Here is a 23,460-nt window from a genome sequence, read left to right on the forward strand (position 1 = left end):
TTTGTCATTCCGCCCGCGCTGCGTCGTGCTCGGCGCGCAGAGCCACGTAGCTGTCGGCGTTGCGTCGCAGCCCCGCCCGCTCCTGGTCCGTCAGCGCTCGGCGGACTCTCGCGGGCACGCCGGCGACGAGCGAGCCCGGCGGCACGACGGTCCCTTCGAGCACGACCGCGCCGCCCGCGACGAGCGAGCCCGCGCCGATGACAGCACCGCTGAGCACCGTGCTGTTCATGCCGATCAGACACCCGTCGCCGACGGTGCAGCCATGGACGACGGCGTTGTGGCCGATCGAGACGTCGTCACCGATGGTCGTCGGCGACGCGGCATCCACGTGGATCACGACGCCGTCCTGCACGTTGCTACGCGCTCCCACCACGACGCGCGCCCGGTCCGCTCGGATGACGGCGTTGTACCAGACGCTCGACTCACGCCCCAGGGTGACGGCGCCGACGATGCGGGCGCCGTCCGCCACGAACGCGGTGGGATGAAGCTGCGGCCGCGACTCCCCCACCGCGACGACGGATGCGGCGGCGGAGACGGACACGGCATCAGGTTAGCCCTGGTGAGCCGAGCCTTCTCTTGCTTGCGGAATGTTCCGGGCTGAGTAGCGTTTCATCAGAAGCAGGCTCCGACCTGCCGAGAAGGAGGCGCGAACATGACCGACACCAACATCACCACCCCCGCTCTCACCGCCGACCCGGAGGTCGCGGCAGCGACGGCGCAGTTCCTGACGCCCGTCGTCCACAAGATGCAGGCGCTCGTCGTCAACGGCAAGCAGGCGCACTGGAACGTCCGCGGCTCGAACTTCATCGCCATCCACGAGCTGCTCGACACCGTCGTGGCGCACGCCCAGGAGTACGCCGACACCGCCGCGGAGCGCATCGTCGCCCTCGGCCTTCCGGTCGACTCTCGCGTGTCGACGCTCGCCGACAAGACCACCACGGCCGTGCCCGCCGGCTTCGCTCAGTGGCGTGACGAGATCAAAGCCATCGTGTCTGACATCGACGCGGCCCTCATCGATCTGCAGGACGCGATCGACGGTCTCGACGAGGTAGACCTGTCGAGCCAGGACGTCGCCATCGAGATCAAGCGCGGCGTCGACAAGGACCGCTGGTTCCTGCTCGCGCACCTCGCCGAGTGACGCGCCGCTGATCACGCCTCGAAGGCCCCGGGCCCTGTACAGGGACGGGGCCTTCGTCATGCGTCGGCACGTCGCTCGCAGCGCGCCGGGTCAACCGACGTGAGTCGCCCGACCGGCGAGCAGCGTCGCTTGCACCACCGTTGCCCGCATCTCGGCCGCCGTCGCCGCCATCGGGTCGCGATCCACCACCACGAGATCGGCCACACCCCCGGGTGCGATCGCCGAGCCGGTCGCCGAGCCACCGGTGGTCGACGCCGCCAGGGCGGTCGCAGCGTCCACCCGCTGATGCGGCCGCCACGCCTCCCGGTCGTCGGCGGTGCGGAACACCGCCGCCGCCATCGTCGACCAGGGATCGAGGGCCGCGACCGGCGCATCGGATCCGAAGAGGAGGGTGGCGCCGGCATCCGCCAGTTCGCGCATGGGATAGGCGATCGAGGTCTGCTCAGCCCAGTACTCCTCGGCCATGTCCCGGTCGTCCACGGCGTGGGCGGGTTGCAGGCTCGCGGCGACGCCGAGCCGTGCGAATCGCGGGATGTCGGCATGGGCGACCAATTGCGCGTGCTCGATCGTTCCCGTGGCGCCCGTCGCGGCGAAGGCGTCGAGCGCATATGTGTTCGCCACGTCGCCGATCGCGTGGACCGCGCACGAGATCCCGGCGCCGGTGGCGCGGCGCATCAGCGGCACCAGCTCGTCCGGGGGCACGGTCATGACGCCGAAATCGCTCGTCGTTCCCGGGTAACGGTGCGAGCAGGCAGCCGTGCGCGTTCCCAGCGAACCGTCGGTGATGACCTTGAACGAGCCCATCCGGACGAGCCCGGCCGGATCGATCGCATCGCCGGTAGCCAGTCCTGCGGCGATCGCGCGGTCGAGCGAACTCGCGTACACACCGAATGAGACGCGCACCGCGTCGAACCCCCGGGCGAGACGACGCTCCCACGCCTCCGGGTTCCAGGCCATGTCGAGGTCGACGATCCCGACGACGCCGCGCGCGGCCGCGGCGGTCATCGCATCGATCACCGCCGCGTCGGCGACGTCGACGTCGAGGGCGTTGAGCCGCCGAGAGATCTCGAACGCCGGCTCCTCGCGCAGGATGCCGTCGTCGGCGGCCATCCCCTCTCGGCGCAGGGCAGCGGAGTTGAGCCAGACACTGTGGACGTCGGAGTTGATGAGGTACGTCGGGACATCACCGGTCGCGGCATCCAGGAGTTCCCGGGTGGGGGCGTCGCGCCACAGGGCGTCGCGGAAACCCGAACCGACGCGACGTCCGTCGTCGCCGACCGGTGCCGCCCCCATGAGCGACGCGGCCTGCGCGGCAGACCCCACCCCGTCGAGCACGACACGGCGCGAGGCGAGCGCCCACTGCACGGTGTGGATGTGGTGATCCCACAGTCCCGGTAGCAACCAGCCGCCCTCACCGTCGAGGACGACGCCCGTCCGCGGCAGCGCGCCGGCCGGGGCGATGTCGGCGACGAGGCCGCCGCCGAGATGGACATCGACCAGATCCGTCCCGAACGGATCGGTGCGGCCGGGGCCGGTGAGGCGGACGTTCGCGACGACATCGACCGTCGCGCCGGGCTCGACGCTCATCGGGCTCCGCCTCGGGCAGCCCGCAGCGGCGCGTGCGCTCGGCGCATCTCGCCCGCCAAGCGCGGGTCGGCGTACGGGGTCTCTCCCGATTCGAGCCGGTCGATGATCGCGTCGACGACATCGTCCGAGCGGTTCTGGCTGAGCTTTCGCTTGGCGCTCACGCGCTCGGGCGTCAGTCGGAACCCGACCGTCCCGCGTTCGAGGCGGCGCACGTACTCTTCGTCGTTCGGATGCGACAGCATCGGGCGCGGATCGGGAGTCTGGGACTCGAAACGCTCGACGAGCCGGTCGAGTACCCGCAGGTTCTCGTCGGTGTCGAGGATCTCCGGCACACCGGCGAGGTGGACCGTGACGAAGTTCCACGTCGGGACGGCCGGCACATCGCCGTACCAGCTCGGTGAGATGTAGCCGTGCGGCCCGGCGAACACGACGAGCAGCTCGCGCTCGCCGAGCCCATGGACGAGGTCGTCCGGGCGGCCGACGTGCCCGACGATGGTCAGGTCGTCGCGGTCCTCGTCGAGCAGCACGGCGTAGTGCGACGCGACGAGCCCCTCGGAGGTCGAGCTCACGAGGGTGGCCCAGGGGTTCTCATCGATCGTGCGGCGCAGCTCGGCGACATCCGTCATCGCGAAGCTCGGGTTCTGTCTCATCGCATCACCTCTGGCAGTTCGGGCACCAGTACAGCTTCCGCGCGGCCATCTCCTCGAGCACGATCGCGGTGCCGCACACGCGGCAGGGCAGGCCGGCGCGATGGTAGACCCAGTGACGGTCGTCGCGATGCGCCATCGCTCGGCGCCATGCCTCGGCGTCGAGGTCGTCCATCGTCATCATCTGACCGGTCTCGACGCCGATGGCCAGCAGGCGTACCCAGTCCCGCCAGAGCTCGCGCACGGTTTCCTCCGGGACGTCACGGCCTGGGGCGTGCGGGTTCAGGCGCGCGCGGAACAGCATCTCGGCGCGGTACACGTTGCCGATGCCGCTCACGACGTTCTGATCCATCAGCAGCAGCCCGATCGGGGTCGGCTTGCGCCGGACGACCGAGGTGAACCGCTCCTCGCCTGCGGCAGGTTCATCGACCAGCGGGTCGGGGCCGAGCTTCGCGATGGTGGCTTGCACCTCATCCGGGGTCTGCAGCTGACAGGCGGTGGGCCCGCGCAGGTCGGCGCACGTGACGTCGGTGAGCAGGCGGAGCCGCACCTGACCCACCACGGGCGGCGGCCACTCAGCCTCGTCGAGCCCGTCGTCGCCGAGACCGGTCGTCTGCTCGCTCATCCGCACCCGGACGCGGGTGCGCCGCGGGGCGCCGATCGACGTCAGCGAGTTCTCGCCCGCCGCGTCGAAGATGCGGTCCACGTCCGTTCCGCGCTGGTTCGTGTGGCCCATCCGGCCGTTGGCCGAGGCGATCGTCGCATCGGCGAGCACCTCGCCCGCGAAGTCCCACGCCCCGTACATCCCGAGGTGCACCCGCAGCCAGACATCGCCCTCGAAGTTGAGGAACATCTGCTTGCCGACCGCGCGTACCGCGACCGCCTCACGACCGTCGAGCACGGCCGCGCCCTCGGCGAAGCGCCCCTGCGGGCTGGATGCCGCGACCGTGCGCCCCACGATGTTCCGGTCGAATTGCCGGGCGATGCGGTGGACGGAATGGCCCTCGGGCATCAGCCCACTTCCGGGTCGAACGAGTCGCCGGCCGGGAGCGGGGAGGTCGCCTCGCGGCCCTCCTCGCGCGGATCGGGCAGCAGGCTGCCGTCGGCCTCGTACGCGGCGAGCTGGGCGATGCGGCGAGCGTGCCGCTCCTCACCGCTGAACGGCGTCGCGATGAAGCGGTCGATGAAGGCGACGGCCTCGTCGAAGGTGTGCTGGCGGGCGCCGATCGAGATCACGTTGGCGTCGTTGTGCTCCCGCGCGAGCTCGGCGGTGGCGAGATTCCACACCAATGCCGCGCGCACGCCGTGCACCTTGTTCGCCGCCATCTGCTCGCCGTTGCCGGAACCGCCGAACACCACACCGAGCGCCTCCACGCCGGCCTGCTGATCGCGCACGACGGCCTGCGCCGCGCGGATGCAGAACGACGGGTAGTCGTCGAGGGCGTCGTACTCGATGGGTCCGTGGTCGACGACGTCGTGACCGCCTTCGGCGAGGTGGTGCTGGAGCTGGGTCGAGAACTCGAGACCGGCGTGGTCGGTCGCGATATGGATGCGCATGGCACCATCCTATGAACGTGCGGGCCGCGGAAGCGTAGGCTGGCACGGTTGCCGTCGGCGCCAGCAGCGCGCGGCCACGAACCCTCACCCCGACCCTGGGAGCAGAACGCACGTGCCTGGAGAGAACCTCACCCGCATCGAGGCGCAGGAGCGCCGCGCGATCGTCGACACGCAGTCGTATGACATCGCCCTCGACCTGACCGTCGGCGCGGAGGTGTTCCGCTCCCGCGTCGTCGTCCGTTTCGCCGCGACCGAGGGCGCGTCGACCTTCATCGACCTCATCGCACGCGATGTCCGCGAGATCACGCTCAACGGTCGCGCCATCGACGCCAGCGCGTTCGCCGATTCGCGCATCGCCCTCGACGGCTTGGCCGCGCAGAACGAGCTCATCGTCGACGCCGACTGCCTGTACACGAACACGGGCGAGGGCCTGCACCGCTTCGTCGACCCGGTCGACGGCGAGGTCTACCTCTACTCCCAGTTCGAGGTACCCGACTCGCGCCGCGTGTTCGCGGTGTTCGAGCAGCCCGATCTCAAGGCCCAGTTCCGCTTCACCGTGACCGCTCCGGCGGAGTGGAAGGTCGTCTCGAACTCCCCCACCCCCGAGCCCGTGCCCGGCGACGACGGCGCCGCCACGTGGGCGTTCGAGCCCACGCCGCGGATCTCCTCGTACATCACCGCGCTCGTCGCCGGCCCGTACGAGCAGGTCTTCTCGGAGCTCACGAGCGCCGACGGCCGCGTCATCCCCTTGGGCGTGTACGCGCGCAAGAGCCTGTGGCAGTACCTCGATGCCGATTACGTCTTCGAGAAGACCCGCCAGGGCTTCGCGTACTTCGAGGACAAGTTCGGCGTGCCCTATCCGTTCGCCAAGTACGACCAGCTCTTCGTCCCCGAGTTCAACGCGGGCGCCATGGAGAACGCCGGTGCCGTGACGTTCACCGAGACGTACGTGTTCCGCTCGAAGGTCACCGACGCCGTCAAGGAACGCCGCGTCGTCACGATCCTCCACGAGCTGGCCCACATGTGGTTCGGCGACCTCGTCACCATGAAGTGGTGGAACGACCTCTGGCTGAACGAGTCGTTCGCCGAATGGGCGTCGACGATCGCGACCGCCGAGGCCACCGAGTGGACCGAGGCGTGGACCACGTTCAACGCGATGGAGAAGACCTGGGCGTACCGCCAGGACCAGCTGCCGTCGACCCACCCTGTCGTCGCCGAGATCAACGACCTCGAGGACGTCCAGGTCAACTTCGACGGCATCACCTACGCCAAGGGCGGGTCGGTGCTCAAGCAGCTCGCGGCCTGGGTCGGCGTGGAAGCGTTCTTCGCCGGCGTGTCGGCGTACTTCCGCAAGCACTCCTGGGGCAACACCGAGCTGAGCGACCTGCTCACCGAGCTCGAGGCCACGAGCGGCCGCGAGCTCGGCACCTGGTCGAAGAAGTGGCTCGAGACCGCGGGGGTCAACACCCTCGAGCCCGAGATCACGACGGATGCCGACGGCACCATCACCCGCTTCGCCGTCGTCCAGACGGCGCCGGCGGACTACCCGACGATCCGTCCGCACCGCCTCGGCGTCGGCTTCTACTCGCTCCGCGACGGCGCCCTGGTGCGCACGCACCACATCGAGCTCGACGTCGACGGCGACCTCACCGAGGTCCCCGAGCTGAAGGGCCGGACGCAGCCCGACCTCGTGCTGCTCAACGACGAAGACCTCGCCTACGCGAAGATCCGCCTCGACGACCGCTCGCTCCGCACGGCGATCGAGCACCTCGCGAAAATCAGCGACCCGCTCGCCCGCTCACTGGTGTGGGGCGCCGCCTGGGACCAGACGCGCGACGCGGAAGCGTCGGCGACCGACTACATCGACCTCGTCCTGCGCAACATCGGCAGCGAGACGGAATCGACGACGGTTCGTACGACACTCGGCCAGCTGCAGCTCGCCGCGAACTCCTACGTGGCGCCCGACACCCGCGACGCCGCCCGTGCGCGGGTGGCGGACGGCCTGTGGGCGCTCGCTCAGCAGGCCGAAGCGGGAAGCGACAGCCAGCTGCAGTTCGTCACGGCGTTCGCCTCCGCCGCCTCGACCGCCGAGCACTCCGAGGTGGTGCGCAGCCTCCGCTCCGGCGAGACGACCCTCACCGGGCTCGAGATCGACGCCGACCTCTCGTGGGCGCTGCTGGTGTCGCTGGCGGCATCCGGTGCGGTGTCGGCGGACGAGATCGATGCCGCGCTCGCATCCGACAACACCGCCAAGGGCGGCGAGTTCGCTGCCCAGGCGCGTGCCGCGCTGCCCTCGGCCGAGGCCAAGCGCGCCGCGTGGGCCTCGCTCGTCGAGCAGGCCGACCTGCCGAACACGGTCGTGCGCTCCGCCGCCGTGGGCTTCACCCACCCCGCCGGAGTTCCGCTCCTCACGCCGTTCATCGACGAGTACTTCACGATGCTGCTGCCGATCTGGGAGTCGCGCACGTACCAGATCGCGCAGTACCTCATCGTCGGGCTCTACCCCGCCGCCCTCGCGAACACCGAATTGCGCGATGCGACGCGCGCGTGGCTCGCGCAGCACGGCGACGCGCCGGCGGCGCTGCGCCGCCTCGTCGCCGAGAACCTCGCCGGCGTCGAGCGCGCGCTGTCGGTGCAGGAACGCGACGCTCAGGACTGAGTCACCCGTCGGTACAGCGGGCGTCATACTCCGGTATGACGCCCGCCTTGCGTTGCGGTACGACAAGCCGACGACGCGCCACGGACCGCGTCGATAGCGTGGGCGCATGATCGTTGCAGAAGGCCTCACCAAGAGGTACGGAGACAAGACCGCGGTCGACGGTGTCAGCTTCACCGTCCCGTCGGGCAGGGTGACCGGCTTCCTCGGGCCGAACGGCGCCGGGAAGTCCACCACGATGCGCATGATCGTCGGCCTCGACCGCCCGTCCTCCGGGCGCGTCACCATCAACGGGCAGGACTATCGGACGCTGCGCTCCCCGCTCACCGAGGTCGGGATCCTGCTGGATGCGAAAGCGGTGCACACCGGTCGGAGCGCCCGCTCCCACCTGCGTGCGATGGCCGCAACGCACGGCATCCCCCGTTCCCGCGTGGACGACGTCATCGACATCACCGGGCTCGGTTCGGTCGCCGGCAAGCGTGCCGGCAAGTTCTCGCTCGGCATGGGCCAGCGACTCGGGATCGCGGCCGCGCTGCTCGGCGACCCGCAGACGCTCATCCTCGACGAACCGGTCAACGGCCTCGACCCCGAGGGCGTGCGCTGGGTGCGACAGTTCGTCCGCGGCCAGGCCGCACAGGGTCGCACCGTGCTGCTGTCGAGCCACCTGATGAGCGAGATGGCCCTCACCGCCGACCACGTCATCGTGCTCGGGCGCGGCCGGGTCCTCGCCGATGCGAGCATCGACGACCTCGTCCGGTCCTGGACCAGCAACACCGTCACCGTTCGCAGCCCCCGCGCGGACGACCTCGCGCGGCTGCTGGCCGGTCCGGACGTCTCCGTGACGAGCGGCGAGCCCGGCGTGCTGCAGATCGCGGGGCTCGGCGCTCCGGCGATCGGCGACGCTGCCGCGGCGAACGGCATCCCGCTCCACGAGCTGACCCCGCGCGTCGGGTCGCTGGAGGATGCGTACCTCGCCTTGACCGAAGGTTCCGTCGAGTACCAGACAAAGGGGGCCGTGCGATGAGCACGACGACCGTCCACACTCCGGCGCCCGCGCGCTCCGCGTCCGCCCCATACCGCCTGTCGGCGGCGCGGCTCGTGCGCAGCGAATTCATCAAGCTGCTCACCCTGCGCTCGACCTGGTGGTCGCTCGGGGTGACCGCGGCTCTCGCGATCGGCATCTCGCTGCTCATGGCCTGGGCGTCCACCGATTTCGGCGGCGACTTCAACCCCGTCCTGGCGATCACGGCCCCGATGCAGTTCACGATGCTCGTCGCCGGCATCCTCGGCGCTCTGGCCATCACGGGCGAGTACTCCACCGGCATGATCCGGTCGACGTTCGCCGCCGAACCGCGGCGCGGCGCTGTGCTCGTCGCGAAGGCGGTCGTCGTCGCGGTGCTTCTCGCCGTCACGACCGTGCTCACCTCGACCGTCGCCCTGCTGGCCTCCGCACCCATCTTCGGCGACCGGACGCTGGACTGGGGCTCGCCCGAGCAGTCGGTCATCCCGCTGGCGCTCGGTGTGCTTGCGATGGCGACCTTCGCCCTGCTCGGCCTGGGTTGGGGCTTCATCATCCGCAGCGGAGCCGGAGCGATCGCCGCCACGGTCGGCATCCTGTTCGTCCTGCCGATCGTGCTCAGCCTGTTCGCGCTCGGCGGCGAGTCGTGGGCATGGATCGTCGACCTCGGGCAGTATCTGCCGGCCTCGGCCGCCCAGGTCGTAACCTCGCCCGCACCGGACGACTTCTGGCCGGCGCTCATCACGCTGCTCGCGTGGCCCGCGGCGACGCTGCTGGGCGGCTGGGCCGTCCTGCGCACGCGCGACGCGTAGGGTGCCAGGAGTGACCTCAGGAAGCCGCAGCTCGACGTCCCCGGACGACGAGCTGCGGCTTCCGCGTCCCCCGGGAGTCATGCGGCGGTTCTGGGCGCGGCACCCGCGGATCGCCGACGTACTCGTCGCCGGTGTGTGCCTGCTGGTCTCACTGGTACCGGCCACCTCGTTCCGCGGCGACGGCGATGCCGTCGGGATCGCCCGGTACTGGCCGATGACGGGTCCGGTCGTCGTCGGCCTCGTCATCCTCGGCTGCGCGTCACTGCTGCTGCGCCGTCGATTCCCGCGGGCCGTCTTCGTGCTCGCCGTGGTCGTCGCGCACGCGTACCTGCTCGCCCCTGTGGCTGTCGGCGGACTCCTGCTGTGCATGAGCGCGTACTCGCTGGCGGTGTATCGCAGCACCCGCGCGTGCCTGATCGGTGTGGGGATCGCCCTCGGCTCGCTCGCGACGAGCGCTGCCGTTCTGGGCTTGACCGGCGTCATCGGCCCCGCGATCGCCTGGAACGCCGTGATCGGCGAGGCCGTCGTCACGACCATCGGCGCTCTCATCGGCACCAACGTCGGCAATCGCAAGCGCTACGTCGCGGCGCTCATCGATCGCTCACGCCAGCTGGTCGTCGAGCGCGACCAGCAGACGCAGCTGGCAGCCGCCTCCGAGCGTGAGCGGATCGCCCGCGAGCTCCACGACATCGTCGCGCACTCGCTCACCGTCATGGTGGCCCTCGCCGAAGGCGTGGCCGCGTCGACCGAGATGGACCGCGCTCGCCCCGGCGCCGCGGCGATCGCGACGACGGGCCGTGAGGCGCTCCGCGACATGCGCGCGACGCTCGGCATGCTGCGCGACCCGGATGCCGCCCCGCTGGCGCCGCTGGCCCGAGACACCGCCGCCGAGACGATCGCGTCGGCACGCGCGGCCGGGTTCGATGCGACGCTGACGGTGGCGGGCGAGCGGCCCGAGCTCAGCAGCGCCGTACAGCTGGCCATCTCGCGCATCGCGCAGGAGGCCGTCACGAACGCCATCCGGCACGCTCGCGGCGCGACCCGGATCGATCTGCGCATCGCGTACGAGCCGGCGTCCGTCACGATCACCGTGACCGATGACGGCGAGCCCCTCGACGCACCCCCGGTCGCCACCGGCGGCTACGGCCTGCGGGGTCTCCGAGAGCGCGTCGAACTCACCGGCGGCGCCGTCGAAGCCGGGCCGGCCCCCGGCCGCGGGTGGCGCGTGCGCGCCGTCCTCCCCCTCGAACAGGAGAACCATGACGAGTCCTCGTGACGCGCCGATCCGCGTGCTCATCGTCGACGATCAGACGCTCATCCGGCTCGGGTTCCGGATGGTGCTCGAGTCGGCCGGCGACATCGACGTGGTCGGCGAGGCCTCCGACGGCGCCGAGGCGCTGGCGGCCGTCCGCGAGCTCGCCCCCGATGTCGTCCTGATGGATGTCCGGATGCCCGGCGTCGACGGCATCGAGGCGACCGCGCGCGTCCGTCGGGCCCACCCGGACGTGCGCGTGCTGGTGCTGACCACCTTCGACCTCGACGAATACGCCTTCGGCGCGCTGCGCGCGGGGGCGGGCGGGTTCCTGCTCAAGGATGCCCGCCGCGACGAGCTCATCGCCGCGGTGCGCGCGGTCGCGGCGGGCGAGGCGACTCTGTCGCCCCGCGTGACGCGTCGGATGATCGACCTCGTCACAGCGGCGGGCCTCCCCGCACCGCAGCCGGCGCGGCCGAGCACGCTGACCGCACGCGAGGCGGAGGTGCTCGAGGCGATGGCTCACGGGCTGACGAACGCCGAGATCGCCGCGACGCTGTTCCTCAGCGAATCGACGGTGAAGACGCACGTCGGTCGCATCCTCACGAAGCTCCCCGCCCGGGATCGCGTGCACGCGGTCCTGATCGCGCACGGCCTCGCGCAGCCGGGCCTCGACACCTGAGCGAGGTCCCCGGCGCGCTCGCGGCTGCGACGCAGGAGCCGTCGTTAGGATCGGATCGATGACGCCGTTCGATGCCTCCCCCGCCCCCGCCCCCGTGGACTGGAACATCTCCATGACCGACTTCGTGGCGTTCCTCACCGTCGCCGGGTGGAACATCGTGAAGGTCGCGGCGATCATCCTCGGAGCTTTCGCGCTCTCGTGGCTCATGCGCCGTCTCATCGGACGGATCGTCGAGCGGATCGTCCGCGGCGCGAAGACGCGCGCCGACGCCGAGGACACCCGCGCGATCGACATCTCGCCCCTGGCGGAGGTGCGCATCGTGCAGCGGACGCGCACGCTCGGATCGATCCTGTCGAACATCGTGAACGTGACGATCGTCATCGTCGCCCTCCTGATGGTCGTCGGGGTGCTCAACCCCGACATCCTCGGGTCGTTCACCCTGCTGTCGGCGGCGATCGGCGCCGGGCTGGGTTTCGGTGCGCAGAACATCGTCAAGGACGTCCTCAACGGCATGTTCATCGTCGCCGAAGACCAGATCGGCATCGGCGACGTGGTCGACCTGGGGCTCGCGACCGGGATCGTCGAGTACGTGAGTGTGCGGGTGACGCACGTCCGCGACGTCAACGGTGCGCTCTGGTTCGTGCGCAACGGCGAGATCACCCGCATCGGCAACCTGTCACAGGGATGGGCCCGCGTCATCGTCGACCTCTCCGTGCCCGCCGACGCCGACATCGACGCTGTCGAGCACGCGATGCTCGACGCCGCGAAAGACATGGCCCGCGAGTCGAAGTGGCGCGGACGCATCATCGAGAAGCCCGAGATCTGGGGACTGGAATCGGTCACCGGCGAGGCACTCGTCATCCGCCTGGTCGTGAAGACGCGTCCCAACGCAAAGGACGACGTCGCGCGGGCGCTGCGCCTGCGCCTCAAGCGCGCGATCGACGAACTCGGGGTGAAGATCCCGCAGCTGAACTCCACGATCCTCACCGGTCTGGAGGGCGCACAGAGCGTCCGTGGCGCCAATCCGCCGAAGACGAAACCGCAGCCGGTGGCGCCTGTCGCGACACGCCCGCGACCGCAGTGGCGGCCGCGACGCAAGAACGCACCGGCCACCGACTCGTCGTCCGAGCGCCCGGGCTCCCCCACCGACGAACCGAAGGACACCCCGTGACCGACAGCCCGAGCTTCTACGACGAGGTCGGTGGTCATGACACCTTCGTCCGGCTCGTCGACGTGTTCTACCGCGAGGTGGCTGCCGACGATGTCCTGCGTCCCATGTACCCCGAAGAAGACCTCGGACCCGCCGCCGAGCGCCTCACGCTCTTTCTCGAGCAGTACTGGGGCGGCCCGACGACGTACGGCGAGACCCGCGGTCACCCGCGCCTGCGCATGCGGCATCGCCCGTTCCACGTCGACCCCGACGCGCGGGATCGATGGCTGCGTCACATGCGCACGGCCGTCGACGAGCTCGACCTGTCCCCCCTCCACGAGGCGACGCTCTGGGACTACCTCGAACGCGCCGCCCACGCGATGGTCAACACCTTCGAGCCGTCGGGCATCGGCCCGGGCCCGAGCGTCGGCGCCACCGTGCTGCCCGTGCACCCCCGAACGGGTGCCGACGACCGCTGACAGGCTCGGCGGGGCAGCGGAGAGCGCCGTGGATCCGCCGGCTCGGTCAGTTCCCGCGCCCCGTGGACCGCACCGGGGTGAGTCCCATCGCGACCGGGCCCCGCGTCAGCACATGCCCGCGCGCGAACGAGATCCGCGTCCAGACGTCCGTCCGGCGGACGACCGGCTGCTCCGCACCGCCGATGAAGCCGAGCCCCACGGCGGCGAAGGCGACGCCCAGCGGCAAGCCGGCCAGATCGTCGTCGGCGGCGCCCCAGATCGACGAGCGCACCAGGTGGACGACATCGTCGCCGGCTCCCGTCGGCAGCTGACGCGCGACGGCAGCGATCCCCCACTGCGCGCGCAGTGAGACGCGGGCCGAATCGAGCTCGCCCGCCTCACGCCAGCCGGAACGGGGCGGCGAGACGCCCGCCCACGAAGCGGTGACCGCACTGTCGGGCAGACGCACGGCGCGGGCATCGGCGTCCGCAGCCAGCGCAGCCGCGTCGACCGCGAGGTCGCACTCGAGCTCGGGATCGACCGGCGCGGTTCGCATGCCCAGCACGAACGGCGTGCCATCGGCGAGCGAACGGGGCGCCAGCGGCGCACACGTCATGACGAGGATCCCGCTGCCGCCCTGCAGCCGGATGACGCCGTCACCGAGGCGGGCGGCGCGGGCGGCGAAGGTGAGGACGTCGCGAGCCACCTCGGGTTCGGGGAACAGGAGGCGTGCAGACATCCGTCCTAGACTACCGACCGATGGCTGAGACAAGCGGAGAGACCGCGCCCGAGACCCCCGCCGAAGAAGTCGACCCCGTTGCCGCGCTGCTGCGCGTCCTCGACCTGTCGTCGAGCGACGCCCGCACCACCGAGGACATCTTCACCGGTGAGTCGCAGGTGATGCCGCAGGGCCGCGTCTTCGGCGGTCAAGTGCTGGCTCAGGCGACCATGGCGGCGATGCGTACCGTGCCCGCCGAGCGTGTGCCGCACTCCATGCACGGGTACTTCCTGCGGCCGGGTGACTCGTCGCGCAACATCACCTTCTCGGTCGACCGCATCCACGACGGGCGGTCGTTCTCCACGCGGCGCACGCAGGCCTTCCAGAACGGGTCGCCGATCTTCTCGATGATCGCGTCCTTCGAGGACGAGGATCCGGGGGTCGAGCACGCCGAACCCATGCCGGACGGCATCCCGCAGCCCGAAGACCTGCCGGGCCTCGAGCAGCAGCTGAGCGGCCTGCACCCGCTCAGCCGGCGCATCTTCTCGGCGAACCCGATCGAGCTGCGTCATGTGACCGCACCGATCTATCTCGAGCCCAGTGATCCGGCGACCTCGCGGCAGGCGGTGTGGGCGCGCACCCGGTCGGCGCTTCCCGACGACCCGACGATCCACCGCGCTGCTCTCGCGTTCCTCAGCGACCTCACGATCCAGGAACCAGTGCTGCGGGCGCACGGACTCGCGTGGGCGACGCCGGGCTTGAAGGTGGCGAGCCTCGATCATGCCATGTGGTGGCACCGCTTCGCGCGCGTCGATGAGTGGCTGCTGTACGTGCAGGAGTCACCGAGCGCGCGCGGGGGGCGCGGACTGTCGACCGGACGCATCTATGACCGCGCGGGCACCCTCGTCGCGAGTGTGGCGCAGGAGATCATGGTGCGCGTTCCCGACGGGGACGACGCCGCGGGTCAGCGCCGGCGTCCGTAGACGATCGGCTCGCCCACGACGGGCGCCCACGCGGCGCGCATCTCGTCGGTCAGACGCACCGGGCGTCCGGTGGCGGTGGAGACCATCACCACGACGGCGGTGGACCGCGCGTAGCAGACCTGCGGTTCGTCGCCGCGCGGACTGAAGACCTCGTAGCAGACGTCGATGCTCGAGCCGCCCATGCGGCCGATCCACAGCTGCACGTCGAGCGGCCGCTGACCGTAGGGAACCGGGGCGAGGTACTCGATCTCCTGACGGGCGATCAGGGTCATCGTCTCACCGGTGGCGCTGAGGGCGCCGAGGATTGCGGTGGGCGGCCCTTCGAGGCCCTCCTCCGGCTTCCAGAAAGCCCGCAGCCGCGCTTCCTCGAGCAGCTTCAGCATCGACGTGTTGTTCACGTGCCCGAGCGCGTCGAGGTCACCCCAGCGCAAGTGGATCGGGACGTGGACGCGGGCGTCCCCGGCGGGCATCGCCGGGGACAACGAGACGTCAGTCACGCGTGAGCTTGCGGTACGTGGACTTCGCGGGGTTCGCAGCATCCGCTCCGAGGCGCTCGATCTTGTTGGCCTCGTAGGCCTCGAAGTTGCCCTCGAACCAGTACCACTTCGCGGGGTCCTCGTCCGTGCCCTCGTACGCGAGGATGTGCGTGGCGATGCGGTCGAGGAACCACCGGTCGTGGGTGATGACGACGGCGCAGCCGGGGAATTCGAGCAGTGCGTTCTCGAGCGAGCTCAGCGTCTCGACGTCGAGGTCGTTGGTCGGCTCGTCGAGAAGGAGCAGGTTGCCACCCTCCTTGAGCGTCAGCGCGAGGTTCAGGCGGTTGCGCTCACCACCGGAGAGCACGCCGGCCTTCTTCTGCTGGTCGGGGCCCTTGAAACCGAACTTCGACACGTACGCGCGCGACGGGATCTCGATCTTGCCGACCGTGATGATGTCGAGCCCGTCCGAGACGACCTCCCAGAGGGTCTTCTCGGGGTCGATGTTGCCGCGCGACTGGTCGACGTAGCTGATCTTGACCGTTTCACCGATCTTCAGGTCGCCGCCGTCGAGCGGCTCGAGGCCGACGATGGTCTTGAACAGCGTCGTCTTGCCGACGCCGTTGGGGCCGATGACGCCGACGATGCCGTTGGGCGGCAGGTTGAAGCTCAGGTTGTCGATGAGCACGCGGTCGCCGAACGCCTTGTGGAGCTTCTTCGCGTCGATGACGACGTTGCCCAGACGGGGACCCGCGGGGATCTGGATCTCTTCGAAGTCCAGCTTGCGCGTGCGCTCCGCCTCGGCTGCCATCTCCTCGTAGCGAGCGAGACGCGCCTTCGACTTCGTCTGACGTCCCTTGGCCGAGCTGCGGACCCACTCGAGCTCGTCCTTGAGGCGCTTGGCCAGCTTGGCGTCCTTCTTGCCCTGGATGTCGAGGCGTTCGGCCTTCTTCTCGAGGTAGGTCGAGTAGTTGCCCTCGTATCCGATCAGGCGACCGCGGTCGACCTCGGCGATCCATTCGGCGACGTTGTCGAGGAAGTACCGGTCGTGCGTGATCGCGATGACGGCGCCCTTGTAGGACTGCAGGTGCTGCTCGAGCCAGAGCACGCTCTCGGCGTCGAGGTGGTTGGTGGGCTCGTCGAGGAGCAGCAGGTCGGGCTTCTGCAGCAGCAGACGAGCGAGCGCGACCCGGCGACGCTCACCACCGGACAGGGGCGCCACCGATGCGTCGGCGGGCGGCGTGCGCAGCGCCTCCATGGCCTGGTGCAGCTGCGAATCGAGGTCCCAACCGTCGGCTGCGTCGATCTCCTCCTGAAGCGTGCCCATCTCGGCCAGCAGGGCGTCGAAGTCCGCGTCGGGGTCGGCCATCAACGCCGAGATCTCGTTGAAGCGGTCGAGCTTGGCCTTGATCGCCACGCCCGCCTCGATGTTCTCGAGCACCGTCTTGGTGTCGTCGAGCTCGGGCTCCTGCATGAGGATGCCGACCGTGAACCCCGGTGTCAGCTTCGCCTCGCCGTTGGACGGCTGGTCGAGGCCGGCCATGATCTTGAGGATGGTCGACTTTCCGGCACCGTTGGGGCCGACCATGCCGATCTTCGCCCCCGGGAGGAACGACATCGTGACGTCGTCGAGAATGAGCTTCTCGCCGACAGCCTTGCGGGCACGGACCATGGAGTAGATGTACTCAGCCATAACAGATCGATTCTAGACGGCCGGGAGCTCGATCATCCGCCCCTCGCCGTTCACCAGTCGATGGGTCGCGTGAGTCCGATGAGGCAGCCTCCGCTGGGCAGCTCCGGAAGCACGAGCGCGGTCGGCGCCGGCGTCGACGGCCCCACCTGCCCCACGAGGCACTCCCCCTTCCACAGCACCGAGAACTGGAGGCTGTCGACGGGGTCGTCCACCGACGTCCGATCGGCGGTGACCTGCATGGCCGCTTTGTCGAAACCGGCGGCCACGAGGGCATCGATGTACGCGCGCCCGGCCACGTTGTCCGGGGTGGCCGCCACCTGCTGCATGATCGCCGTGAAGAACGGCAGGTTGTCCGCGGCCGTACCGTCGGGCATCAGGACGGGAGCCTGAGGTGTCGGTGCCGCCGTGGTCTCGACCGGGCTGGGTGTGCTGGGGGCCGGCTCGGGATTGGTCGGGGTACACCCCGCCACGGCCAGGGTCGCGGCGACGATCACCGCGGCCACGGCGTGTCTCGGTCGGGGCGATGCGAAGCGGAGGGGGCGCACCCGTGCAGTCTAGGGGCGCGCGCCCGAACGCCCGATGTCCGGCCTCAGAACGGCGCGGGCTCAGGCTCTGCTGGAGCCCACTGCCCCTCGGCCGTCGCCGTCGCGGCATCCGTCTGCTCGCGCAGCCCCGCAGTCGGGACGCCGCCGGGGAGGGACCACACGTCTGCATCGGCGGTCCCCTCGACGGTCGGAGCCGCACCGGACGACGTCGGCTCGCCGGCGGCGCGCTTGTGGAACACAGCAGTACCCCACTTGAGGTCCGGCCCGATGGCATCGGCCTCGACCTCGACCTCGATCCCCTTCTTGCCGCCCGCCTCCCACTCCTTCACGCGCAGCTTGCCGTCGACGATGATGCGCTGGCCCTTGCGCAGCGACGCGAAGGCGTTCTCGCCGAGGGAGCGGAAGACGCAGATGCGGTACCAGTTCGTGGTGCCGTCGACCCACTCGCCCGACTGGGGGTCGCGATAGCGCTGGCTGCTCGCGAGCCGGAACGTGGTCACGGGGATGCCGCTACCGGTGCGGCGCTGCTCGGGCTCGGTCGCGATGTTGCCGATGACGGTGATGCGGTCGGACATGTGTGCTCCTCAACTGAAGGTACGCGGTGACGAATGCTCCGGCGCCCGAGTGCCCGTCGGACGCCGGAGCACATCCAGCATCGCGGCGGCCCCGCGCGCGGCGACGGCGGTCCCGCACGAATGTGGGGAACCGCCGTCGCCGCGAGGGTGGGGAGGAGCCGTCAGCTGCGGGCGTACTCCGCGAACCGCGCGCGCACCTTGTTGACCTTGGGAACCGCGACGGCCAGGCAGTAGCCCTGGCCGGGGTTCTTCGCGAAGAAGTCCTGGTGGTACTCCTCGGCGGGGTAGAAGGTCTCGGCGCGCTCGATCGTCGTGACGACTCCGCCACCCCAGAGCTCGTCGGCCCGCGTCCGCGCGGTCTCGAAAAGCTCGGCCTGCGCGTCGTCGAGCGGGAACATCGCGGAGCGGTACTGGGTACCTACGTCCGCACCCTGACGGTTGAGCTGACGGGGGTCGTGCATCGTGAAGTAGGCGTCGAGGATGACGTCCGCGGGGATCACGTCCGGGTCGAACGTCACCGACACCGCCTCGGCATGCCCGGTCGTCCCGGTGCAGACCGCCTCGTAGCTGGGGTGCGGGCTCTGGCCGCCGATGTATCCGGACACGACCTCGGTGACCCCGTTGAGCGCGCGGTACGCCGCGTCGAGGCACCAGAAGCAGCCGCCGGCGAGGATGAAGGTGGTGGTCATGGAAAGCTCCGTTCTCCCGCTTTCGCGAGGTCTCACCTTAGCCAACGCAGGAGCCGGCCGAGTGTTCCCGGCGATGTCGGAGGCCCCGCGTAACGTCAGCGGCGAAAGGAGCAGCTCATGATCACCCTCGCGTCGCCCACCCCTCACCTCGTTCGCCTCGGAGCTGACCGATGGCGGGTCCTCGATCGCGACGGCAGCGTGCGCGGTCTCGTCGAGACGGTCGTCACACCCGCGGGTACCCGATTCCGCGCCTCGCGGTTCCACCCCGCGTCCCGCGGCTTCCGAGCCGTCGGGGACTTCTGGACCATCGCTGAGGCGTCCGAAACCCTCCGCCTGTCCCGCTGACCCGAGCGCGACGATCGGGCCGTCAGACGAGGGCGTCGACGGGCGGCGGCCCCGAGGGCGCAATCCCCGCATTCACCTGGCTCCAGACGTCCGCCAGCACCGCGACCGCGCGCTCGAGGGCCGGCGGCGGTGCGGTGAACGGGATGCGCAAGCGGTTCTCGTGTCCGCCTCCGACCGCGAACCTCGGTCCCGGGCTCAGATACACCCCCGCGGCGCGGGCACCCAGGACGACGGGCGCGCTCAGCGGCGCCGGCAGCCCGACCCACAGCGACACTCCCCCGGCGACGTGCGGCACGTGCCACTCGGGCAGCGCGCGACGCAGAGCCCCGATCAGGGTGTCGTGACCCGCCGAGAGCAGCTCGCCGCGCTGCGGAAGGATCTCCGGCATACGAGCGAGCAAGCGCGTGGCCACGGCCTGCTCGAACTCCGGCGTCCCGAGGTCGCGCGCCGGGCGTCCGGCGTGCAGGCGACGGATGATCTCCGGCTGTGCGCGCACCCACCCCACGCGCAGGCCGCCCCACACGGTCTTACCCAACGACCCGAGCCGGACGACCTCGGCGTCCGCGAGGGCCAGCGGCATCCCGTCGCCGAAATGCAGCTCGGCGGTCGTCTCGTCGACGACGATCGCGCAGCCGGATGCCGCGACGGCGCGCACCGCGTTCTGTTCCGCCTCGTCCATCGACCGGCCGGTCGGGTTCTGGAACGTGGGCATCAGGTAGGCCATCGCCGGGCGCGTGCGCCGCGCCGCCTCGCGCAGCCGATCGACGTCCCATCCGCCGTCGGTGGTGACGGGCACCGCGACCAGTCGCGCTCCCGCCTCGCGCAGCGCTTCGGCGGCGTGCGGGTACGTCGGCGTTTCGATGAGGACACGGTCGCCGCGTGCGAGCAGGACCTCCGCCACCAGGTGGATCGCCGACTGTGCGCCGGCGGTCACCAGCACCTGCTCGACCGTGGTCGGAAGCCCGCGGGCGGTGTAACGATCCGCGATGGCCGCGCGCAGGCGCCGCGAGCCGAGCGTGTCGTATCCGGTGCGGCTGACGAGGGTGGCCGCGTCCGCCGCCGTCTCAGCGATGACGCCCGCGAGGCCGGGCCAGGCGCTGGGACTCGCCTGCTGCAGGTCGACCGAACCGGGGGCGGCGAAAACCGTTCCCTCGCCCCGGACCGGCTGCGCGGTCGTCACACTGCCCGAGCCGCGGACGCTGTCGATGTGCCCGGAGGCGCGCAGACTCGCGTACGCACTCGCGACCGTCGTCCGGCTGACGCCGAGCGTCTCGGCGAGCACGCGTTCGGCGGGAAGCAGGGTACGGGCCGCGATGCGGTTGTCGAGGCACAACAGCCGGATGCCGTCGGCAAGCGCCTCGTAGGCGGGCTCGCGTGTCCGCCAGCCGCCGAGCGCGACATCGAGCGCACGAGCCGAGATGCGGGAGTGCATGCAGCCACCGTAACGGAATTGGCCTCTTCCGCAGAAGCCAATCGTCGGGTGGAATGAGACGGTGTTCGTTCGCATCGCTCAGCTCATCGTCGGCCTCGCCCTCTTCGGAGTCGGCTGCGCCATCATGATCGAGGCCGGAATCGGCCTCGATCCGTGGACCGTGTTCGCCGAAGGCATCAGCAATCGCACGGGCCTGGGCATCGGGTGGGTCGTGAACCTCACCGGCTTCGTCGTGCTGCTCGCCTGGATCCCCCTGCGGCAGCGTCCCGGTTTCGGCACCGTCGCGAACATCCTGCTCGTGGGCACCGCGATCCAGTTGACGCTTCCGCTCCTCTCGACGCCGGAACCGTGGCTCGCGCGCGTGGCCATGTTCCTCGCCGGAACCCTGCTGGTGGGGATCGCCTCGGGCATCTACCTCGGCGCTCGCTGGGGCGCCGGGCCGCGAGACGGGCTCATGACCGGCCTGCACGAGCGCTTCGGATGGCCCATCTGGGCGAGCCGGCTCGGCGTCGAGGCGACGGTTCTGCTGGCCGGATGGCTGCTGGGCGGCACCGTCGGGCTCGGCACCGTCCTGTTCGCCGTGCTGATCGGCCCGATCGTGCACGTCAGCGTGGCCCTCTTCGACCGGCGCCGCGCGGCGGGCCGCGCCCGAACACCCGGGAAGGCTTCGGCCGACAGCGAAGCCCCGCCTGTGGGGCTCAGTGCTCCCGGAACGTAGGCCAGTCTGCGCCCGGCCCGAGGTGCGCATGGAGCGCGGCCTTGGCGATCTCCATCGTCGGGTAGGCGCCGAGTTCGGCGTCGGCTCCCGCCATCGTCACGATGTACCGTCCGTCGGTGTGACGGACCATGCCGACCACCCCGCGGCCGCCGTACGCGACCCACAGTGCTGACGGACGTGTCTGCGTGTTCATCATCGAACCCCTTCCGACACCCGCAGGCTACTCCGCACCCCGGCGCGGCACCACCGCCCCGCTCACATCCGAGCAGCGCCTCCGGGCAGTGCGTCGATATGGTGCTCCAGCACCGCGTCCGCGACCTGCCGCGGATCCGCCGGGCGGGTGCTGAGAAGCTGCAGTGCCAGCCCGTCGAGCAGCGCGTGCAGCCGGGCCGCCTCGCGGGGCAGGTCGGCATCGGGCGACATCCCTCCGGTGCGCACGAGCTCGTGCAGCGCCGACGCGCACACGCTATGGACGGCGTCGTGCATCTGGGCGACGCTGTCGCCGAGGTCCGGATCCGTCAGGGCGAGCACGGCGAGCTGCAGTTGTGCCGCGAGCTCGCGCCGGCGGGCGTCGTCGAGCGGCAGCAGCTCCGCCAGCAGTCGCAGGACGAGCGGTCGCCCCTCCCCCTGCAATCCGGCGATGCGCGCCGCGACGTCATCGCGGATGCGTCCGACGCAGAAGCGCCGCAGCGCCTCCTGGGTCGGGAATGCTCGGCGCAGCGACGCGGTCGCGATCCCCGCCTCGTCGGCGACCTTGCGGACGGAGAGCGCCGCGAGTCCCTCTGCCGCCAAGACGCGGATCGCCGCATCGCCGATCTGCCGGTCCCGTTCGTCGTGATCGATCAGGCGCGGCATCCTGTCATCCTCTCACCGGCGTCGGCGTCGGGGCCTTCTTCGGCCAGAGCGTGTAGCTGACCGCCCACAGCAGATCGATCGCGACGATGAGCCCCAGCACGGGCAGGAACCCCTGCAACTCCTCCGTGCGGGCGGGCGCATCGACCACCAAGGTCAGGCCCAGGATGATGCCCGCGGCGATCACGGCCGCCAGGAGCGTGCGCAGTACGTCGATCCAGCACTTCCGGGTATAAGCCCAGCCCGTGACGCGAGGCCGGGGCGACGCGCCGCGGAAACGTACGGCGAAGGCGCGGTCGGCCCACGCGATCATGCGGTGCCCGTACGCCACCGAGATGCCGATGTACAGCGCGGCGAGGCCGTGATGCCACGACGCGGTGGCGCCGCCGATGAGGTCGGTCGCGACCAGGATCAGCAGCACGACGTCGATGACCGGCGCGGCGATCAGCAGGGCCGCGCCCAAGCGCGGTTTGCGAGCGACGTAGCGTACGAGCAGCCCCGCGATGATGGCGACCCAGAAGCCCACCTCGCAGGCGATGATGGCCAGCAGAATCACGGTGCTCCCTCGTGTCGACGATCGCCGAGTTGACGACCGCCTCCTTTTTAGCACAGCTGTGTCACCAAGGGCACGAGCGCACGCGAATCCCATCGCCGCGTTCGACGGCGGCAACGAGTGTCGTGACGGTGCCCCCGACAGGATTCGAACCTGTGACCAACGGATTAGAAGGCCGCTGCTCTATCCACTGAGCTACGGAGGCCGGGTCCGCACGCAGCGGACCGTCGCCTCCAGGCTACCCGGGCTCACGCGTCGCACGCGGTCATTAGGATGGGCCGCATGGTGGGAACAGCCGAGAACGACCGTCTCGTATGGATCGATTGCGAGATGACGGGGCTCGACCTCCGCATCGACGAGCTCGTCGAGGTCGCGGTCATCGTGACCGACTACGAGTTGCGTCCCCTCGACGACGGCTTCCAGCTGGTCATCGCGCCGAGCGAGGCCGCTCGAGCGAACATGGGCGAGTTCGTGACCGCGATGCACGAGAGCTCGGGGCTGCTGCACGAACTGGACGGCGGCGTCACGCTCGCCGAGGCCGAGGAGTCTGTGCTGGCGTACATCCAGCGCTTCGTCCCCGAGGGCAAGGCCGCGCTCGCCGGCAACACCATCGGCACCGACCGGATGTTCCTCGCGAAGTACATGCCGCGCGTGGACTCGTGGCTGCATTACCGCAATGTCGACGTCTCGAGCATCAAGGAGCTGTCGCGCCGCTGGTTCCCCCGCGCCTACTTCCAGGCACCCGCCAAGGACGGCGGACACCGGGCGCTCGCCGACATCCGCGAGTCCATCCGCGAACTGGCCTACTACCGGGCCGCGGTCTTCGTGCCGGAGCCCGGACCCACCAGCGACCAGGCGCGCGCGACCGCCGAGGCCGTCGTGTCGTCGTACACCCCATCCGTGTAATACAATCGTCTGGTTGCC

Annotated in this window: 27 protein-coding genes and 1 tRNA gene; 12 read left to right on the forward strand and 16 right to left on the reverse strand. The window is 70.4% G+C overall.

All coding sequences use genetic code 11. The features are described from left to right. Positions 1–4: 4 nt before the first annotated feature. A complete protein-coding gene (locus tag PUW82_RS09470; protein WP_274222051.1) occupies positions 5–541 on the reverse strand; it encodes a gamma carbonic anhydrase family protein in 537 nt (178 codons plus the stop codon). A 111-nt stretch (positions 542–652) separates the two neighbouring features. Between PUW82_RS09470 and PUW82_RS09475 the strand changes: the two genes are divergently transcribed. Further along, positions 653–1,138: a Dps family protein gene (locus tag PUW82_RS09475; RefSeq protein WP_210004555.1), complete on the forward strand. Its 486-nt coding sequence runs from the start codon at positions 653–655 to the stop codon at positions 1,136–1,138. Between the two features lie 90 nt (positions 1,139–1,228). Here the strand turns inward: PUW82_RS09475 and PUW82_RS09480 are convergent, their stop codons facing one another. From PUW82_RS09480 to PUW82_RS09495, 4 genes are read right to left on the reverse strand one after another with little or no spacing between them, the layout of a single operon-like run. Next, the gene (locus PUW82_RS09480; protein ID WP_274222052.1) at positions 1,229–2,725 is read right to left on the reverse strand and encodes an amidohydrolase; all 1,497 of its coding nucleotides are present in this window, start codon (positions 2,723–2,725) and stop codon (positions 1,229–1,231) included. After that, on the reverse strand, positions 2,722–3,375 hold the full coding sequence (locus PUW82_RS09485) for an FMN-binding negative transcriptional regulator (protein ID WP_274222053.1): 654 nt from the start codon (positions 3,373–3,375) through the stop codon (positions 2,722–2,724). Before PUW82_RS09485 ends, PUW82_RS09480 begins: the two co-directional genes overlap by 4 nt. A 4-nt stretch (positions 3,376–3,379) precedes the next feature. Continuing rightward, a complete protein-coding gene (locus tag PUW82_RS09490) occupies positions 3,380–4,384 on the reverse strand; it encodes an Fpg/Nei family DNA glycosylase (protein ID WP_274222054.1) in 1,005 nt (334 codons plus the stop codon). After that, on the reverse strand, positions 4,384–4,929 hold the full coding sequence (locus tag PUW82_RS09495) for a ribose-5-phosphate isomerase (RefSeq protein WP_274222055.1): 546 nt from the start codon (positions 4,927–4,929) through the stop codon (positions 4,384–4,386). The genes PUW82_RS09490 and PUW82_RS09495 overlap by 1 nt, the downstream gene beginning before the upstream one ends. Positions 4,930–5,041: 112 nt before the next feature. On the opposite strand from PUW82_RS09495, the gene pepN reads away from it, so the two are divergent. The 7 genes from pepN (at position 5,042) to PUW82_RS09530 (ending at position 12,978) form a co-directional block, all read left to right on the forward strand. Next, complete coding sequence (gene pepN, locus PUW82_RS09500; RefSeq protein ID WP_274222056.1) at positions 5,042–7,588, forward strand: aminopeptidase N; 2,547 nt, start codon at positions 5,042–5,044, stop codon at positions 7,586–7,588. A 106-nt stretch (positions 7,589–7,694) separates the two neighbouring features. After that, entirely contained in the window at positions 7,695–8,609 is a 915-nt protein-coding gene (locus PUW82_RS09505) for an ABC transporter ATP-binding protein (protein ID WP_274222057.1), read from the forward strand. Further along, positions 8,606–9,415, forward strand: coding sequence for an ABC transporter permease subunit (locus PUW82_RS09510; protein ID WP_274222058.1), 810 nt, complete (start codon positions 8,606–8,608; stop codon positions 9,413–9,415). The genes PUW82_RS09505 and PUW82_RS09510 overlap by 4 nt, the downstream gene beginning before the upstream one ends. 10 nt (positions 9,416–9,425) lie before the next feature. After that, entirely contained in the window at positions 9,426–10,691 is a 1,266-nt protein-coding gene (locus PUW82_RS09515; protein WP_274222059.1) for a sensor histidine kinase, read from the forward strand. Beyond that, positions 10,675–11,349: a response regulator transcription factor gene (locus PUW82_RS09520; RefSeq protein ID WP_274222060.1), complete on the forward strand. Its 675-nt coding sequence runs from the start codon at positions 10,675–10,677 to the stop codon at positions 11,347–11,349. The genes PUW82_RS09515 and PUW82_RS09520 overlap by 17 nt, the downstream gene beginning before the upstream one ends. Positions 11,350–11,407: 58 nt before the next feature. Continuing rightward, positions 11,408–12,520 (forward strand): mechanosensitive ion channel family protein, encoded by a 1,113-nt coding sequence (locus PUW82_RS09525; protein ID WP_420792743.1) that lies wholly within the window; start codon positions 11,408–11,410, stop codon positions 12,518–12,520. Further along, positions 12,517–12,978, forward strand: a complete 462-nt coding sequence (locus tag PUW82_RS09530) for a globin (protein ID WP_274222061.1) — start codon at positions 12,517–12,519, stop codon at positions 12,976–12,978. Before PUW82_RS09525 ends, PUW82_RS09530 begins: the two co-directional genes overlap by 4 nt. 46 nt (positions 12,979–13,024) lie before the next feature. Here the strand turns inward: PUW82_RS09530 and PUW82_RS09535 are convergent, their stop codons facing one another. Continuing rightward, complete coding sequence (locus PUW82_RS09535; RefSeq protein WP_274222062.1) at positions 13,025–13,696, reverse strand: DUF8185 domain-containing protein; 672 nt, start codon at positions 13,694–13,696, stop codon at positions 13,025–13,027. A gap of 20 nt (positions 13,697–13,716) precedes the next feature. On the opposite strand from PUW82_RS09535, the gene PUW82_RS09540 reads away from it, so the two are divergent. Next, positions 13,717–14,658, forward strand: coding sequence for an acyl-CoA thioesterase (locus tag PUW82_RS09540; protein ID WP_274222063.1), 942 nt, complete (start codon positions 13,717–13,719; stop codon positions 14,656–14,658). On the opposite strand, the gene PUW82_RS09545 is transcribed toward PUW82_RS09540, so the two are convergent. The 5 genes from PUW82_RS09545 to msrA form a co-directional block, all read right to left on the reverse strand. Beyond that, positions 14,640–15,128, reverse strand: a complete 489-nt coding sequence (locus PUW82_RS09545; RefSeq protein ID WP_274222941.1) for an acyl-CoA thioesterase — start codon at positions 15,126–15,128, stop codon at positions 14,640–14,642. The two genes, PUW82_RS09540 and PUW82_RS09545, sit on opposite strands and share 19 nt — an antisense overlap. A 19-nt stretch (positions 15,129–15,147) precedes the next feature. Then, entirely contained in the window at positions 15,148–16,827 is a 1,680-nt protein-coding gene (gene ettA, locus PUW82_RS09550) for an energy-dependent translational throttle protein EttA (protein WP_274222064.1), read from the reverse strand. A gap of 50 nt (positions 16,828–16,877) precedes the next feature. Then, complete coding sequence (locus PUW82_RS09555; protein ID WP_274222065.1) at positions 16,878–17,372, reverse strand: DUF6993 domain-containing protein; 495 nt, start codon at positions 17,370–17,372, stop codon at positions 16,878–16,880. Between the two features lie 44 nt (positions 17,373–17,416). Beyond that, positions 17,417–17,947 carry a single-stranded DNA-binding protein gene (locus PUW82_RS09560; protein WP_274222066.1) on the reverse strand — a complete coding sequence of 177 codons (531 nt, stop codon included), beginning with the start codon at positions 17,945–17,947 and terminating at the stop codon, positions 17,417–17,419. A 161-nt stretch (positions 17,948–18,108) separates the two neighbouring features. After that, positions 18,109–18,636, reverse strand: a complete 528-nt coding sequence (gene msrA, locus PUW82_RS09565) for a peptide-methionine (S)-S-oxide reductase MsrA (RefSeq protein ID WP_274222067.1) — start codon at positions 18,634–18,636, stop codon at positions 18,109–18,111. A gap of 117 nt (positions 18,637–18,753) precedes the next feature. Between msrA and PUW82_RS09570 the strand changes: the two genes are divergently transcribed. Further along, positions 18,754–18,981, forward strand: a complete 228-nt coding sequence (locus tag PUW82_RS09570; RefSeq protein ID WP_274222068.1) for a hypothetical protein — start codon at positions 18,754–18,756, stop codon at positions 18,979–18,981. A 22-nt stretch (positions 18,982–19,003) separates the two neighbouring features. Here PUW82_RS09570 and yczR read toward each other — a convergent pair whose 3' ends face one another. After that, complete coding sequence (yczR, locus tag PUW82_RS09575; RefSeq protein WP_274222069.1) at positions 19,004–20,413, reverse strand: MocR-like transcription factor YczR; 1,410 nt, start codon at positions 20,411–20,413, stop codon at positions 19,004–19,006. 61 nt (positions 20,414–20,474) lie between these two features. On the opposite strand from yczR, the gene yczE reads away from it, so the two are divergent. Then, positions 20,475–21,131, forward strand: coding sequence for a membrane protein YczE (gene yczE, locus PUW82_RS09580; RefSeq protein WP_274222070.1), 657 nt, complete (start codon positions 20,475–20,477; stop codon positions 21,129–21,131). Here the strand turns inward: yczE and PUW82_RS09585 are convergent. From PUW82_RS09585 to PUW82_RS09600, 4 genes are all read right to left on the reverse strand, one after another. After that, positions 21,112–21,324, reverse strand: a complete 213-nt coding sequence (locus PUW82_RS09585) for a methyltransferase (RefSeq protein ID WP_274222071.1) — start codon at positions 21,322–21,324, stop codon at positions 21,112–21,114. The two genes, yczE and PUW82_RS09585, sit on opposite strands and share 20 nt — an antisense overlap. 62 nt (positions 21,325–21,386) lie before the next feature. Further along, positions 21,387–21,986 (reverse strand): TetR/AcrR family transcriptional regulator, encoded by a 600-nt coding sequence (locus PUW82_RS09590; protein WP_274222072.1) that lies wholly within the window; start codon positions 21,984–21,986, stop codon positions 21,387–21,389. A gap of 4 nt (positions 21,987–21,990) precedes the next feature. Continuing rightward, complete coding sequence (locus PUW82_RS09595; RefSeq protein WP_274222073.1) at positions 21,991–22,539, reverse strand: hypothetical protein; 549 nt, start codon at positions 22,537–22,539, stop codon at positions 21,991–21,993. A 129-nt stretch (positions 22,540–22,668) separates the two neighbouring features. Next, positions 22,669–22,741: transfer RNA gene (locus tag PUW82_RS09600), tRNA-Arg, on the reverse strand. Between the two features lie 77 nt (positions 22,742–22,818). Here PUW82_RS09600 and orn point away from each other — a divergent pair. After that, positions 22,819–23,442 carry an oligoribonuclease gene (orn, locus tag PUW82_RS09605; protein ID WP_274222074.1) on the forward strand — a complete coding sequence of 208 codons (624 nt, stop codon included), beginning with the start codon at positions 22,819–22,821 and terminating at the stop codon, positions 23,440–23,442. The last annotated feature ends 18 nt before the right edge of the window (positions 23,443–23,460 follow it).

This window comes from Microbacterium thalli, assembly GCF_028737325.1.
Taxonomy (GTDB): domain Bacteria; phylum Actinomycetota; class Actinomycetes; order Actinomycetales; family Microbacteriaceae; genus Microbacterium; species Microbacterium thalli.